The organism is Stenotrophomonas koreensis (genome assembly GCF_001431525.1).
In the GTDB taxonomy this organism is placed as follows: domain Bacteria; phylum Pseudomonadota; class Gammaproteobacteria; order Xanthomonadales; family Xanthomonadaceae; genus Stenotrophomonas; species Stenotrophomonas koreensis.
The window spans coordinates 98,114-111,634 of record NZ_LDJH01000006.1; the positions used below are offsets into that span (position 1 = coordinate 98,114).

Below are 13,521 nucleotides of genomic sequence, written 5' to 3' on the forward strand. Positions count from 1 at the left end.
CGCGATGGCGGGCCGGAGCCGCCGGCAGCGGCTTACTCGCCACGCAGCCGGCTCATCCGCGGGGTAGCACGGCCCAGCGGCAGTTTCAGCTTGCCGATCGCAGCCAGGCGCTGCTCGGCGATCCGGTCGGCAGCCTGTTGCGGGGTGCAGCCGTGCTGCTCGGCGTGGTCGAACACCTTGCCCAGGTTGCTGTGGATGGAGCGGATCAGGCGCATCGCACGCTCGCGGTTGTAGCCATCCAGCTCCAGTGACACGTTCATCACCCCGCCGGCGTTGACCACGTAATCGGGGGCATACAGGATGCCGCGCCCGGCCAGGATCTGCCCGGCCTGGGCATCGCCGAGCTGGTTGTTGGCGGTGCCGCAGACCATCTGCACCTGCAGCCGGGCCACGCTGTCGGCAGTGAGCGCCGCTTCGTGGCCACAGGGGCAGAACAGGTCGGCCGGGGTGTCCAGCAGTTGTTCCGGATCGACCGCAGTGGCGCCGAACTCATTGACCGCACGCGCCACCCGTGCCGGGTCCAGGTCGCTGACCAGCAGGGTCGCGCCGTGGTCGCGCAGCAGCTTGGTCAGTTCCATGCCGATGTGGCCCAGGCCCTGGATGGCGATGCGCAGCCGCGACAGGTCCTCATGGCCCAGGCGCCGTGCACAGGTCGCGCGCATGCCCTGCAGCGCGCCATAGGCGGTGAACGGGGCCGGATCACCGGAGCCGCCATGGGCCTGGTGCACGCCGGTGACAAACGCGCTTTCCAGGTAGATGTGCTCCATGTCGGTGACATCGGTGCCGACATCCTCGGCGGTGATGTAGCGTCCGCCCAGCGCATCGACATAGCGCCCGAAGGCGCGGAACAGCACCTCGGTCTTGTCGGTTTTCGGGTCGCCGATGATCACCGCCTTGCCGCCACCGACATTGAGCCCGGCCATTGCATTTTTGTAGGTCATGGTCCGGCTGAGCTTGAGCACATCATCCAGTGCCTCGGCCTCGGTGGCATACGCGCGCATGCGTACCCCTCCCAGGGCCGGCCCCAGGGTGGTGTTGTGCAGGGCGATGATGGCGCGCAGCCCCGCATCGGGGTTGTGGCAGAAAACCACCTGTTCGTGGCCAGCGCTGCTCAGGATGTCGAAGATCATCGTGGAAACGGCTCCGAAAGCGTGTCGGCGGGGGCGTGGGGGAAACAAAAAAGCGATCACTACCGGGGGGGTGGTGTCGCTGCTGGCTGGCATTGTAGGCACAGTTGCCGCTGGCTGCATGGGCACGGAGCAGAGTCTGCTGCCGCTGCTGGCAATGGTGTGTGCACATCGCCGTGGCGGCGCGCTGATGGCGCAGGGCAGGTGGTTGGCGCCGGCCGGGCTCGGGCCGGTGGTGGCGGCCAGCGCCATTTCCGGCCCAGCATTGCCGCCGAGCAGGGGCGGGCGCTGCCTGCGTGGCGTGCGCCATTGCAGGAGCCATCGTTGTACCCTGTGCACCAATTTTTGTTGCGGATCCCCGGTGCCCCATGTTGTGGCTGCGTGTTGTCGTCATTGTTTCGTTGATTGCCCTGAACACGCTGGTGCATGTGCCGCCGTTGGTGTTGCTGGCCCTGGTCAAGGCCCTGCTGCCGTTTGCTGGCCTGCGGCGCTGGTTCAACCCGCTGCTGACCGGCCTGGCCGAGAGCTGGATTGCGGTCAACAGCGCGATGATTGGCGCTTTTACCCGGACCGACTTTCAGGTGGACCTGCCGGCGGGTCTGCAGCGCGATGGCCACTATCTGGTGCTGGCCAACCACCAGAGCTGGGTCGATATCGTCGTGCTGCAGAAGGTCTTCAATCGCCGCATCCCGCTGCTGCGGTTTTTCCTGAAGCGTTCCCTGTTCTGGGTGCCGGTGCTGGGCCTGGCGTGGTGGGCGCTGGATTTTCCGTTCATGGGTCGTTACAGCCGCCAGCAGATTGCACGCAACCCGGAACTGGGTCGGCGGGATATGGAAACCACGCGCAAGGCCTGCGCCAAATTTGCCGATATCCCGGTTTCGGTGATGAACTTTGTCGAAGGCACGCGGATGACCGCAGCCAAGCATGCCAGCCAGCAGTCGCCCTACCAGCACCTGCTCAAGCCCAAAAGCGGCGGCGTAGCCTTCGTGCTCGATGCGATGGGCTCCGGGCTGCAGTCGGTCATCGATGTCACCCTGGTCTACCCGGCCGGTCGGCCCTCGATGATCGACCTGATCGGCAACCGCGTTCCCCAGGTGAAGGTGCTGGTCCGCCAGCGGCCGATTCCGGCCGAACTGGTCGATGGCGATTACCAGGGCGACCGTCAGTTCCGGGTTCGCTTCCAGCACTGGATGAACACCCTCTGGGAAGAAAAAGACCAGCAGATCAGCCGCTTGTTGCAGGGCTGAGCGGCAGGCAAAAAGGCGCCGGGATGGCGCCTTTTTCATTGGCCGCGTTCCGCTGGGGGCAGTGCGGCAACTTTCCCATCCTGAATATTGCATGAGTGTTGTGATTGTGTTCACACTGTGGCGGCACGATGGATCGCCGGCCATGGTGTCGACGTGGGGGTTTACGGGCGTGTCTTCCGGCTTTCTGCTGTGGAGTACCACTTACATGAAGTTCTATGCTCTCGCCGTACTCGGTACGGCCCTGTGTTCTGCCGGTGCGTGGGCCCAGCAGCCTGCGCCGGAACCTGCGGCAGCAGACGCGATGATGGCCGGTATCGATGCGCGCACCGGCAAGCTGCGCCGCCTGACCGATACCGAAATTGCCCAGCTCTCGGCCAAGGCGCAGAGCGAAGCGGCCGCCGCTGCACGTAGCGGGCAACGCGCCAATGCTGCCTGGGCGGCGATCCCGTTGACCGGCGCCGAGGCCGAAAAGACCCTGCGGGTGCTGCCCAATGGCATGAGTGTGGCCAGCCTGCCGTTGTCGGCGATGCATTCGATGAGCGCACAGTTGAACGCGGATGGAACCCTGGTCATTACCGAAAGCGATGCCCACCCGGTGGCGGCACAGGAGGTCAGCGAATGAACAAGACCCTGCTTGCTTCGGCAACCGCCTTGTTGCTGGCCAGCGCCAGCGCCCAGGCAGCGGTAAACATCCAGCTGGTCAACCAGGATCCGGCCGGTCAGGGGCTCAATGACCCGCGGGTGATCAATCCGGTGGGCGGCAATCCCGGTACCACCGTCGGCCAGCAGCGCCAGATCGTCTACAAGTTTGCCGCCGACCTGCTGGGCTCGGTATTGACCAGCACGGTGCCGGTCAAGGTCGGTGCCAGTTTCCAGGGGCTGGCCTGCACGGCCACCGGTGGCACGCTGGGTTCGGCCGGTGCCTCCTGGGTGGCTGCAGCGCCGCCGACAGCCAATGCGCCGGGGATGATTTTCCACGGTGCACTGGCCAATGCCGTGTCCGGCAGCAACATCAACCCGGGGGCCGTGACTGACATCACCAGCCGCTTCAATGCCAACCTGGGCGGGCAGAATGCCGACGGTACGCCATGCATGACCGGTTCGGGCTGGTACTACGGCCTGGATGGCAATACCCCGGCCGGGCAGATCAATTTCCTGGATGTGGTCATCCATGAAATTGCCCACGGTCTGGGTTTTTCCGGCTTTGTCGGCTACACCAGCGGCGTGCTCGGTGAGCGCACCGGCATCACCGCCTACCGCGGTTACAGCGATGCCTACACCACCAATGCCTTCGACAACCTGCAGGCCCGCCGTTTCGACGACGCGGCGATGACTCCGGCCATGCGCGCGCTGTCGATCCGTACCCGTGGCGCACCGGCCTGGGCGGGGGCACAGACCAGCGCCCAGACCGCGCTGTGGCTGGATCCGGCCACGGTGCTGGAAGTCAGTGGCGGCAGTACGCCGCTGGTGACCCAGTTCTTCGGCGTGGCCTCGTTCGGCCCGACGGCCAGTACGGCCAACTTCAATGCCCCGCTGGTGGTGGTCAATGACGGCGCCGGCGATACCGCCGATGCCTGCGAGCCACTGCAGGCCGGCAGCTTGACGGGCAGGATCGCCTACATCAACCGCGGCGGTTGTTCCTTCGAACCGAAGGCGGTCAATGCGCAGAATGCCGGCGCGGTGGGCGTGATTATCGGCAACGTGGCGACTTCGGCCGATCCGGGCACCGCACCGGGCATGGCCGAAGACCCGAGCGTGACCGCGACGATTCCGACCATCAGCGTGAACCTGGCCGCCGCCACCCAGATCCTGGCGGGCGGTGAACTGCAGGCCCGCCTGGGAACCGTTGCCGGGCAACTGGCCGGTGCCGATGCCCAGGGGCGTGCACTGCTGTATGCGCCGGCCACGGTGGCCAGCGGCTCGTCGTTCTCGCACTTTGAAACCGCCCTCAAGCCCGATGCGCTGATGGAGCCGGCCAACACGCCCTCGACCAATGGCGCCTACATCGTCGACCTGACCCTGGCGCTGTTCAACGACATTGGCTGGGGGGTGGATACCAGCACCACCCGCATCAATGGCTGTGATACCGGTATTGCCCGCTTCACCAACCCGGGCCTGCTGATCGGTGCCAACCTGGTGGCCAATGAAAACGTGTGCCGGGTAGCGGCCAACGGCAACCGCGTGCGCTACCTGTCGTGCATGAACAACGTCGCCGACGACCTGCGTGACCTGGGTCTGATCAGCTCGGCGGATCGGCTCAAGGTACGTACCTGTGCCACCAAGGCCGGCAGCTTGTAAGCAGCTGCCGGTGCCCGCCCCTGCGGGTTGATGCTGAAACAGCAACGGGCGCCTGAGGGCGCCCGTTGCTGTTGCTGGGGCCGCGCAACGTGGCAGGCAGGCGGGGCAGTGCTGCCCACAAGGCACCAGCCCACGGATGCCACTGCTGCCGGCGGTGCACGGACAGGGCTGGCAGCGATGCCGGTGTTAACCTTGTGCCTTGTATTTTTTGTACCAGGTACAGTGATGACTTCGATTGAGCAGATCAACGCGATCGGTGTGGCCGGACAACCGTGGGGGGCGCCGGAAAAGGCGCGTTGGCAGGCCCTGCAGCAGGTGCAGCGCAGCTACGCCGATGAGGTGGTGACGCGGGTCCAGGCACTGGCCGGCAAGTGGCAGGTGCAGTGCTATGGCCAGCTTGACTACGGCGATGGCCAGTACCGGTTGCTGGCTCTGCGCAGCCAACCCTGGCGCCAGGACCTGCCGGTGGCGCTGGTGACCGGTGGTGTGCATGGGTATGAAACCAGTGGCGTGCATGGCGCCCTGCAGTTTGTCGAACAGCACGGTGACGAGTACGCCGGCAAGTACAACCTGCTGGTATTGCCGTGCATCAGCCCCTGGGGTTATGAGCGCATCCAGCGCTGGAACGCGCTGACCGTGGATCCGAATCGTTCCTTTGTGGCCGACAGCCCGGCACCGGAAGCGGCCGCGGCAATGACCCTGCTGGCCAGCATTGCCGAACCGGTGCGGGTGCATATCGACCTGCATGAAACCACCGACAGTGACGAGAGCGAATTCCGCCCGGCGCTGGCTGCACGCGATGGCAAGCCGTTCGTTGCCGGCAGCATTCCCGATGGTTTCTACCTGGTTGGCGAAAGTGAAAAGCCCCAGCCCGGTTTCCAGCAGGCCATCATCGCGGCCGTTGCGGCGGTGACGCATATCGCGCCGGCCGACGAGAACGGCGAGATCATCGGCGACAAGGTGGTCGCCCATGGCGTGATCAACTATCCGTGTCGCTCCATCGGACTGTGCGCCGGGATGACCGATGCCCCGTTCGTGACCACCACCGAGGTGTATCCGGACAGCCCGAAAGCCACCGCGCAGCAATGCAATGCCGCCCAGGTGGCAGCCGTACGCGCAGCCCTGGATTACGCGCTGGCCCACGCCTGAGTAGCGGCGCCGTGTACGCTGGCGCCGCGCCGGTGCGGTGACTGACGGCAGGTGCGCGGCGTTGGTTTGCAGGCACAATGGCCCGACTCCATCGATGAGCCGGACCCGATGTCTACTGCCGCAACACCGTTCCGCCTGGGCCTGATCCCCCAGATTGTCATTGGCCTGCTGGCGGGCATCGTGCTGGCCCTGGCCTGGCCCGGTGCCGGGCAGGCGGTCGGGCTGCTGGGGACGGTGTTCATCTCCGCGCTGAAGGCGGTGGCCCCGGTGCTGGTGCTGGTCCTGGTCACCGCGGCCGTTGCCAGCCAGCGTGCAGCCGGTGGCAGCCACATCCGCCAGATTCTGGGCCTGTACCTGGTTGGCACCGTGGCTGCAGCACTGGTGGCGGTGGCTGCCAGTTTCCTGTTTCCGACCACCCTGGTGCTGCAGGGGGACAGTGCGCAGGCCAGTGCGCCTTCGGGCATCGGCCAGGTGCTGCAGACACTGCTGCTGCAGGTGTTCTCCAACCCGTTCGACGCCCTGGTCAATGCCAATTACATCGGCCTGTTGGCCTGGGGTGTGGCGCTGGGCCTGGCCCTGCGCCAGGCCGGCGACACCACCCGCCAGGTGGTCAGCGACCTGGCACGTGCCATTACCACCGTGGTGCGCTGGGTCATCGTGCTGGCGCCACTGGGTGTCTTCGGGATTGTCGCCTCGACCCTGGCCAGCAGTGGCCTGGAAGTGCTGGCCGGCTACCTGCGGCTGCTGATGGTGCTGGTCGGGGCGATGCTGTTTGTGGCCCTGGTGGTCAACCCGCTGATCGTGCTGCTGGTCACCCGGCGCAACCCTTACCCGCTGGTGCTGACCTGCCTGCGTGAAAGCGGCATCACCGCGTTTTTCACCCGCTCCTCGGCGGCCAACATCCCGGTCAACATGCGTTTGTGCCAGAAGCTGGGCCTGCATGAGTCGACCTACTCGGTGGCGATTCCGCTGGGAGCCACCATCAACATGGCCGGCGCCGCGGTGACCATCAGCGTGCTGACCCTGGCTGCCGTGCATACGTTGGGCATTGCGGTGGATCTGCCCACGGCGCTGCTGCTCAGCGTGCTGGCCGCAGTGGGAGCCTGCGGCGCCTCCGGTGTGCCGGGTGGTTCGCTGTTGCTGATTCCACTGGCCTGCGGCCTGTTCGGCATCGACAACGATATCGCCATGCAGGTGGTGGCGGTGGGCTTTGTGGTCGGGGTGGTGCAGGACTCGGCCGAGACGGCCTTGAATTCCTCTACCGATGTGGTGTTCACCGCCGCGGTATGCCAGCGCCAGCAGGCCGGCAACGAGTGAGCGGCTGAGCGCTCCGACGCTGGCGGACCGGATCCGGGCCGCTGATGTCCTGCCTCAACGGCGCTTGCGCACCAGTGCGACCGAGGCGCTGGTCACCGCGCGGGTCAGTATTTCCATGCCCTGCACATCGCCCTTCCAGTGCTGCCAGTACAGCGGTACATCCTCGTACACGCGCTGGCGCAGGTAGACCAGCCGCCCGGCTTCCAGATGCCTGCGCACCAGCGGCAACGGGTTCATCGTCCAGCCCAGGCCGGCCAGGTTGGCATGGACGAAGGCGCGGGTGGAGGGAATCCACCATACCGGTGGCTGCAGCGGCGTGTCGTTACCAGCCAGGCGGCGTGCATGCCGTGCCTGCAGGTCATCCTTGCGGTTGAACACCAGTACCGGGGCATTGGCCAGGCTGCCGGCATTGACCCCCTTGGAAAAATACCGGGCATGAAATTCCGGGGTGCAGGTGGCGACATAGCGGATGCTCCCCAGGGCATGGATCTGGCAGCCCTGTACCGGCTCGGCCAGGGTAGTGACCGCGCCCAGCACTTCGCCCCGGCGCAGCAGCTCGGCGGTGTGGTCCTGGTCTTCCACGTGCAGGTCCAGGCTGGCGGTGGCACTGCGTGCAAACAGTACCGTGGCCTCGGGGAACCAGGTTTCCAGACTGTCGTGATTGACCGCCACCGGGATCGAGGAGCGTGGCAGATGCTCGGCATCGATGCCGATCCGGCTCAGTGCATCGTGTTCGAGCAGGGCAGTCTGCTCGGCCAGGCGCACCAGGATCTGCCCTTCGCTGGTGGCCCGTGCTGGACTCGTGCGCTGCACCAACAGCCGGCCGACCCGGTCTTCCAGTGCCTTGATGCGCTGGCTGATGGCCGACGGCGTCACATGCAGCACCGCCGCTGCACGCTCGAAGCTGCCTTCGCGTACCACCGCGCAGAGTGCCCGAAGCTGAGCGTGGTCCAAACGCATGCATTAGCCTTACTTAATTTGGTTAACCAAGTTTAGCTTAACTTCCTTATGGTGCATTGCGACAATGCGCCCATTCAGCGGCTGGGTCCACGCCGCTCCTGGAAGTAATCGGCAGGTTTCCCATGTTCAACGAATTCACAGCGACCCCGGGCCTGACCGCCTGGGTCAGTGGTGCCGCTACCGGTATCGGCCTGTTTGCCGTGGTCGGGGCACAGAGCGCCTTCATCCTGCGCCAGGGCATTGCCCGCAACCACATCCTGTCCATCATCGCCACCTGCGCCCTGATCGATGCCGCTTTCATCTTTGCCAGCGTGGCCGGGCTGCGCCGCCTGACCGAGGCGCTGCCGTGGTTGACCGGCGTGCTGCTGTGGGGTGGTGTGGCGTTTTTGCTCTGGTACGCGCTGCAGTCGGCGCGGCGGGCGATTGCCGGCAGCAGTGGCCTGCAGGTGGATGACACCCAGGCCAATTCGCGCAAGGCGATGGTGCTGGCTGCGGCCGGGTTTTCGATCATCAATCCGCACTTCTGGCTGGACATGGTGGTGATTGGCTCGATTGCCGACAATTTCGGCGCGGCGCGGATGAGTTTTGCCGCCGGTGTGGTCGGTGCCAGCCTGCTCTGGCTGACCCTGCAGGGCCTGGGCGCACGTGCGCTGGCCCCGCTGTTCACCCGGCCGCGCACCTGGCGTGTGCTGGATGGCTCGATCGCGGTGATCCTGTGCGTGCTGGCGCTGGGCCTGGCCTTCGGCGGCCTGCCCGAGGCGGCCCCGGCGGTATCGGCGTGAGCCGGAGCGCACAATCGCAGCCGATGGCTTGACCGTCACCGCCGCCGCTGTCAGCGTGTAGGCAGTCCGAGCAAGGTGTTGTGCTGTTGAAATCCGTCTGCCTGTCCCTGGGTCTGCGTCTGGCGGTGGTGGCGGGGCTGCTGCTGATGGCCGCCTGTGCCAGCCGCCAGCCGCGCGCACCGCTGGAAGTGGAACAGCTGCGCCAACGCATTGCCGCACGCATCCCGGCCGGGGTGGATGACCGTAGCGGCTGGGCGGCCGACATCCAGACCGCCTTCCATGCCCAGGGCATCGCCGGCAACGATGAGAACATCTGCGCCACCCTGGCGGTGATCGAGCAGGAGTCCGGCTACAAGGCCGATCCGGTGGTTGCCGATCTTGGCCGGCTGGCACGCGGCGAACTGGAACGCCGGGCCCGCGCCAAACGGGTGCCGCGGCTGGCCCTGAGCGCCGCGTTGAACCTGGCGTCGCTGGATGGGCGCAGTTACGGCCAACGCCTGGAGGCGGTACGCACGGAAGGCCAGCTCAGCGAACTGTATGAGGAAATCATCAGCCGTCTGCCGCTGGGCGCGCGCCTGCTCGGCGAGCACAACCCGGTGCAGACCGGTGGCCCGATGCAGGTTTCCATCGCCTTTGCCGAGCAGCACATGGACGGTTATCCGTATCCGGCCGGCAACGCGCGCCAGGAAGTCTTCAGCCGGCGTGGTGGGGTGTATTTCGGCATTGCCCACCTGCTTGGCTATGCCACCCCGTACACCCGCAAGATCCACCGCTTTGCCGATTACAACGCCGGCTGGTATGCCAGCCGCAATGCTGCCTTCCAGCAGGCGGTAGCGGTGGCCAGTGGCCGCCCGCTGGCACTGGATGGCGACCTGCTGCTGCCCGGCGCACCGCTGGACAAGCCCGGGCAGACCGAGGCCGCCGTGCGCAGCCTGTCGGTACAGCTGGGCATGGATGAGCAGGCGATCCGGCGCGAACTGGCCCGCGGCAACAGCCTGCACTTCAATGACAGCCCGCTGTTTGTGGCGGTGTTCGCGCTGGCCGAGAGAAAGCAGGGCAGCCCGCTGCCGCGTGAGCGCCTGCCCGGGATCACGCTGGAAAGCCCGAAAATCACCCGTGAACTGACCACCGCCTGGTTTGCGACCCGGGTGTATGAGCGCTACCAGCGCTGCATGTCAGCAAGCGCGGCCGGCTGAGCGCGGTTACCCGATGCGCTGGGTATGGCGCAGCTGTTTGCGCAGGTACATCGCCTCATCGGCCAGGCTGAGCACTTCGGTCGCATTGAGGCTGCCATCGACCCGGATCAGGCCAATGCTGGGGCCCTGGTAGTCGATGCTGATGTCAGCGCCCAGGGTGAACTGGCCACAGGTCATCGCCTCCAGGCGCTGTTCGATCTGGTCAATCACCGTATCGTGCTGTTCGTCGGCGAAGGCATGGCCCAGGCTGACCAGGATCACGAACTCATCGCCACCCAGGCGCGCGCAGTAATCTTCCGGACGCTGGGCCTGGCGCAACCGCTGGGCGATCTGGGCCAGGAAGCGGTCGCCGGTCGCGTGGCCCCAGCGGTCATTGATCTGCTTGAAATCATCCAGGTCGATGAAGCCGACCAGCAGCTGGGTTTTGGCCTGCGCGTGCAGCAGCAGGCGACGATCCAGCTCCTGCATCAGTGCACGCCGGTTGGGCAGGCCGGTCAGTGCATCGGTGTCGGCGGTGATCTTCAGTGCCTGATGGGCAATGCGCAGCTGTTCGATCAGCCTTTCACGCTCGATGTGCTGGCTGATCAACTCGGCGAACATGCACAGCAGACGTTCGGAGCCTTCGGCGATATCCACCTGGCCGGCGCTGGCCGCGCACAGGGTGCCGATCAGGCGGCCATCGGCCGCATGTACCGGGGTCGATGCATAGGTGCCGATGCCCAGTTCGCGGGCGGCCGCACTGTCGCCCCAGAGCGCGGCCACGTCATTGGTGCACGGCAGGTGCTGCAGCAGCGCCCGCCTGCAGCAGCTGCAGCAACGGCCGCACCAGTTCTTCCAGCGAGTGCGCCTCGCGCAGCGACTGGGTCAACGGGCCAACAAAGGCCGCATCGGGCAACGGGATAGATGGGGTCACGACAGGCGGGCTCCGTCCTGGCTACAAGAGACATCTGCAGGGTGCCATGATCCGCCTGTCGTGCTGGAAAGTCAGCGCAGGATCGCCGGGCCGTTCACCGGGCTGTAAGTGGCCGCACAATCACTGCTGCACTGGCTGTTGAGCATCCGCACCTGGATGGCACCGGTATTGGCCAGCGAGCGGAAGTGGCCCACACCGTTGTAATCACCACCGGCCAGGTTCAACGGGCTGCCGTCGGCCCAGTCCCAGTCATACAGGTAGGCGGTGCTGCCGTGGCCGACATCCAGCTGGGCAATGACATTGGCGGCCGGCGCATACAGGGCACCGGCATCGCAGCTGCCGGCCCAGCTGGTGGTGAAGCAGTGCACCTGGTCGCGCCGGCCGGCGGTGAGGGTGTAGAAGCGGATCGACGGCCAACTGGCCGGCAGGCTGCGCAGGCTGTTGCTGCCGCTGCCGGTCCAGCGGTTGTAGCCGTAGAAGCTCACCCCGCTGCTTGGATACAGGCCGAAGGTGTAGTGGTCGTAAGGAAAGGCATAGGCTTCGGCATTGCAGGTCTGCGCCACGGCGGACTGGTAGCCGGTCAGGCGGCAGGTCTGCAGGCCGCGGATGCCGCCGCCGATATTGATGAAGCGGCGCACCGTGGTCTGATGACTGTGGCGTTGGATCATGGCCATCGCCATGCTGCTGCCCAGCGAGTGGGCAATGATGTCCACCTGGGCCTTGCCGGTGTAGGCACGCACCTTGTCGATGAAGGTTTTCAGTGTCTGGTAAGTGGCCGGCTTGTGGTAGTTGCCCTGTGGTTTGGCGCGTTCGCTGGCGCTGAGCCAGGTGATGCCAAACAGCTCGCAGTCGTTGTAACCGGCGGCCTTGAATGTCGCATACGGGGATTGGCCAGGTGTGCTGTAACCGGCCACGCTGCCGGGCGGCATGTCAAAGCTGATCGCGCTGTCGCCATTGCCGTGGATGAAGATCACCGGAGTACGCGTGGCGGTGCAGTTGCCGCCGCCGAAGCCACCATGACCTACCCCGGGGGAAAAACCCCCGGCATATTGATCGCTGCTGCCGGTACAGGTGTAGCCGTTGTTGCTGCCACAGCTCAGGGCCTGTGCCGGTGCTGCCGGCAGGGAGCTCAGGCCCAGGGCCAGCAGCAGGCTGCTGCTGGCCGATGCCAGGTACTTGCCTGGCCAGCGGCGGGCGCGCTGCAGAAGATGATTGATGTGCATGGACAATGCTTCCTCGGTACTGGGAATGGGAACAGAACCGGCGGACCAGGCCGCGTGGGGGCGGTAAGCCCGATGCTGACGGTGCCGTGGCGCAGCGTCCATTGCCCGAAAGGGCAGCCGGGTGCCCCCGGCGCTGTGAAAATCCGGGCGGCTCCTTGTTTATGAATGTCAGGATCGGCCCATAATGAGCGCTGGCCTGCACTGTGGCGGGCGCCCCCCCTCTTTGAAAGGATATGCCCATGATTTTGCGTCGCGCTGGCCTGGTTGCTGCAGTCTGCTCGCTGGCCTTGTTGACGGCCTGTTCCTCCGGCCCGGAAGCAACGGTGAAGGGTTTCTACAAGGCCCTTGATGCCGGCAAGACCGACAAGGCCAAGGGTTATCTGTCCTCGCAGATCACCGAAATGCTGGGCGATGGCAAGCTGGACATGGCCCTGGCCGAAGGCGCCAAGAACATGGCCGACTGCGGTGGTGTGGACAGCATCGAGGTCAGCCTGAGCGGTGATGGCGAGGTGCGCCGCGGCAGCGCCGCGATCAGTTTCAAGGGGGAATGCCCGGGCAAGAACGATGACATCATGCTGGTGCGGGAAAACGATGAGTGGAAGATCGGCATCGGCAAGTAAGCCGTCGATGCGCCTGCCTGTTGCCCTGCTGGCGGCCGTGCTGCTGTGCGGCTGCCGCCCGTCAGCCACGCCGGTAGCGGTAACGCCCAGCGCCCAGCAGCAGGCAGTGCTGGCCCAGGCCGCACAGTTGCGCGATGGCGACCTGGTGTTTCGCCGTGGCCGTGACCTGATGAGCTCGCTGGTGCTGCAGCAGGACAGGCACAGCCGGTTTTCGCACGTGGGCATGGTCCGGCGTGAGGGTGGGCAGGTGTACATCGTGCATGCCATGCCTGACGAGCCAGGCAGCCCCGGTGGTGTCCGCCGTGAGCTGCTGGCCGACTTTCTTGCCCCGGCCCTGGCCAGCGATGCGGCCAGTTACCGCCAACCGGGGCTGGATCTGGGCGCCCTGGTGGCCTGGCTGGATGCCCAGCTGGGCAAGCCGTTCGACATGCGCTTTGCGCTCTCCGATGACGCCGCGCTGTATTGCAGCGAGCTGGTGCTGCGCGCGCTGGCGGCCGGCGGGCAAACGCCGTTGCCGGCCACGGTGCGTGCGCCGCTGCTGGACGAACAGGTGGTGACTCCGGATGCGCTGCGGCTGTTGGCCGGCCTGCAGCCACTGGCCGGGGTGTCTGCCGCCGCGCCTGACCCGGTGCTGGCGGTGGCCGCGCCCTGAAACCGGGCAGCGCCTGCTGCAGGCGACGAGCGCCCCG

The 13,521-nt window shown here is 66.0% G+C and carries 14 protein-coding genes; 9 read left to right on the plus strand and 5 right to left on the minus strand.

Annotated features, from left to right (window positions below; genetic code table 11):
* Nucleotides 1-32: 32 nt before the first annotated feature.
* Nucleotides 33-1,130 (minus strand): Glu/Leu/Phe/Val dehydrogenase dimerization domain-containing protein, encoded by a 1,098-nt coding sequence (locus ABB25_RS02940; RefSeq protein WP_057663496.1) that lies wholly within the window; start codon nucleotides 1,128-1,130, stop codon nucleotides 33-35.
* A gap of 365 nt (nucleotides 1,131-1,495) precedes the next feature.
* Between ABB25_RS02940 and ABB25_RS02945 the strand changes: the two genes are divergently transcribed.
* The 5 genes from ABB25_RS02945 to sstT all read left to right on the plus strand — a co-directional run bounded on the left by ABB25_RS02945 (nucleotide 1,496) and on the right by sstT (nucleotide 7,138).
* Nucleotides 1,496-2,374, plus strand: coding sequence for an acyltransferase (locus ABB25_RS02945; RefSeq protein WP_057663498.1), 879 nt, complete (start codon nucleotides 1,496-1,498; stop codon nucleotides 2,372-2,374).
* Nucleotides 2,375-2,579: 205 nt separating this feature from the next.
* A complete protein-coding gene (locus ABB25_RS02950) occupies nucleotides 2,580-2,996 on the plus strand; it encodes a post-PEP-CTERM-1 domain-containing protein (RefSeq protein WP_057663501.1) in 417 nt (138 codons plus the stop codon).
* Nucleotides 2,993-4,672, plus strand: coding sequence for a PA domain-containing protein (locus ABB25_RS02955; protein WP_057663509.1), 1,680 nt, complete (start codon nucleotides 2,993-2,995; stop codon nucleotides 4,670-4,672). The genes ABB25_RS02950 and ABB25_RS02955 overlap by 4 nt, the downstream gene beginning before the upstream one ends.
* Before the next feature lie 225 nt (nucleotides 4,673-4,897).
* A complete protein-coding gene (locus ABB25_RS02960; protein WP_057663512.1) occupies nucleotides 4,898-5,821 on the plus strand; it encodes a M14 family metallopeptidase in 924 nt (307 codons plus the stop codon).
* Nucleotides 5,822-5,929: 108 nt separating this feature from the next.
* The gene (gene sstT, locus ABB25_RS02965) at nucleotides 5,930-7,138 is read left to right on the plus strand and encodes a serine/threonine transporter SstT (protein WP_057664429.1); all 1,209 of its coding nucleotides are present in this window, start codon (nucleotides 5,930-5,932) and stop codon (nucleotides 7,136-7,138) included.
* A gap of 54 nt (nucleotides 7,139-7,192) precedes the next feature.
* Here sstT and ABB25_RS02970 read toward each other — a convergent pair whose 3' ends face one another.
* The gene (locus tag ABB25_RS02970) at nucleotides 7,193-8,098 is read right to left on the minus strand and encodes a LysR family transcriptional regulator ArgP (protein ID WP_057663515.1); all 906 of its coding nucleotides are present in this window, start codon (nucleotides 8,096-8,098) and stop codon (nucleotides 7,193-7,195) included.
* 122 nt (nucleotides 8,099-8,220) lie between these two features.
* Between ABB25_RS02970 and ABB25_RS02975 the strand changes: the two genes are divergently transcribed.
* Nucleotides 8,221-8,880 carry a LysE/ArgO family amino acid transporter gene (locus tag ABB25_RS02975; protein WP_057663518.1) on the plus strand — a complete coding sequence of 220 codons (660 nt, stop codon included), beginning with the start codon at nucleotides 8,221-8,223 and terminating at the stop codon, nucleotides 8,878-8,880.
* 146 nt (nucleotides 8,881-9,026) lie between these two features.
* Nucleotides 9,027-10,076, plus strand: coding sequence for a DUF1615 domain-containing protein (locus tag ABB25_RS02980; RefSeq protein ID WP_057664430.1), 1,050 nt, complete (start codon nucleotides 9,027-9,029; stop codon nucleotides 10,074-10,076).
* A gap of 6 nt (nucleotides 10,077-10,082) precedes the next feature.
* On the opposite strand, the gene ABB25_RS02985 is transcribed toward ABB25_RS02980, so the two are convergent.
* The 3 genes from ABB25_RS02985 to phaZ7 all read right to left on the minus strand — a co-directional run bounded on the left by ABB25_RS02985 (nucleotide 10,083) and on the right by phaZ7 (nucleotide 12,212).
* The gene (locus ABB25_RS02985) at nucleotides 10,083-10,838 is read right to left on the minus strand and encodes a sensor domain-containing diguanylate cyclase (RefSeq protein WP_057663521.1); all 756 of its coding nucleotides are present in this window, start codon (nucleotides 10,836-10,838) and stop codon (nucleotides 10,083-10,085) included.
* 1 nt (nucleotide 10,839) lies between these two features.
* Complete coding sequence (locus ABB25_RS14735; RefSeq protein ID WP_160319402.1) at nucleotides 10,840-10,989, minus strand: hypothetical protein; 150 nt, start codon at nucleotides 10,987-10,989, stop codon at nucleotides 10,840-10,842.
* Between the two features lie 71 nt (nucleotides 10,990-11,060).
* Complete coding sequence (gene phaZ7, locus ABB25_RS02990; protein WP_083488073.1) at nucleotides 11,061-12,212, minus strand: extracellular native short-chain-length polyhydroxyalkanoate depolymerase PhaZ7; 1,152 nt, start codon at nucleotides 12,210-12,212, stop codon at nucleotides 11,061-11,063.
* 239 nt (nucleotides 12,213-12,451) lie between these two features.
* On the opposite strand from phaZ7, the gene ABB25_RS14490 reads away from it, so the two are divergent.
* Together ABB25_RS14490 and ABB25_RS03000 are read left to right on the plus strand one after the other, a co-directional pair.
* Nucleotides 12,452-12,832: a nuclear transport factor 2 family protein gene (locus ABB25_RS14490; RefSeq protein WP_152980955.1), complete on the plus strand. Its 381-nt coding sequence runs from the start codon at nucleotides 12,452-12,454 to the stop codon at nucleotides 12,830-12,832.
* 7 nt (nucleotides 12,833-12,839) lie between these two features.
* Entirely contained in the window at nucleotides 12,840-13,484 is a 645-nt protein-coding gene (locus ABB25_RS03000) for a YiiX/YebB-like N1pC/P60 family cysteine hydrolase (RefSeq protein WP_057663527.1), read from the plus strand.
* Nucleotides 13,485-13,521: the final 37 nt, after the last annotated feature.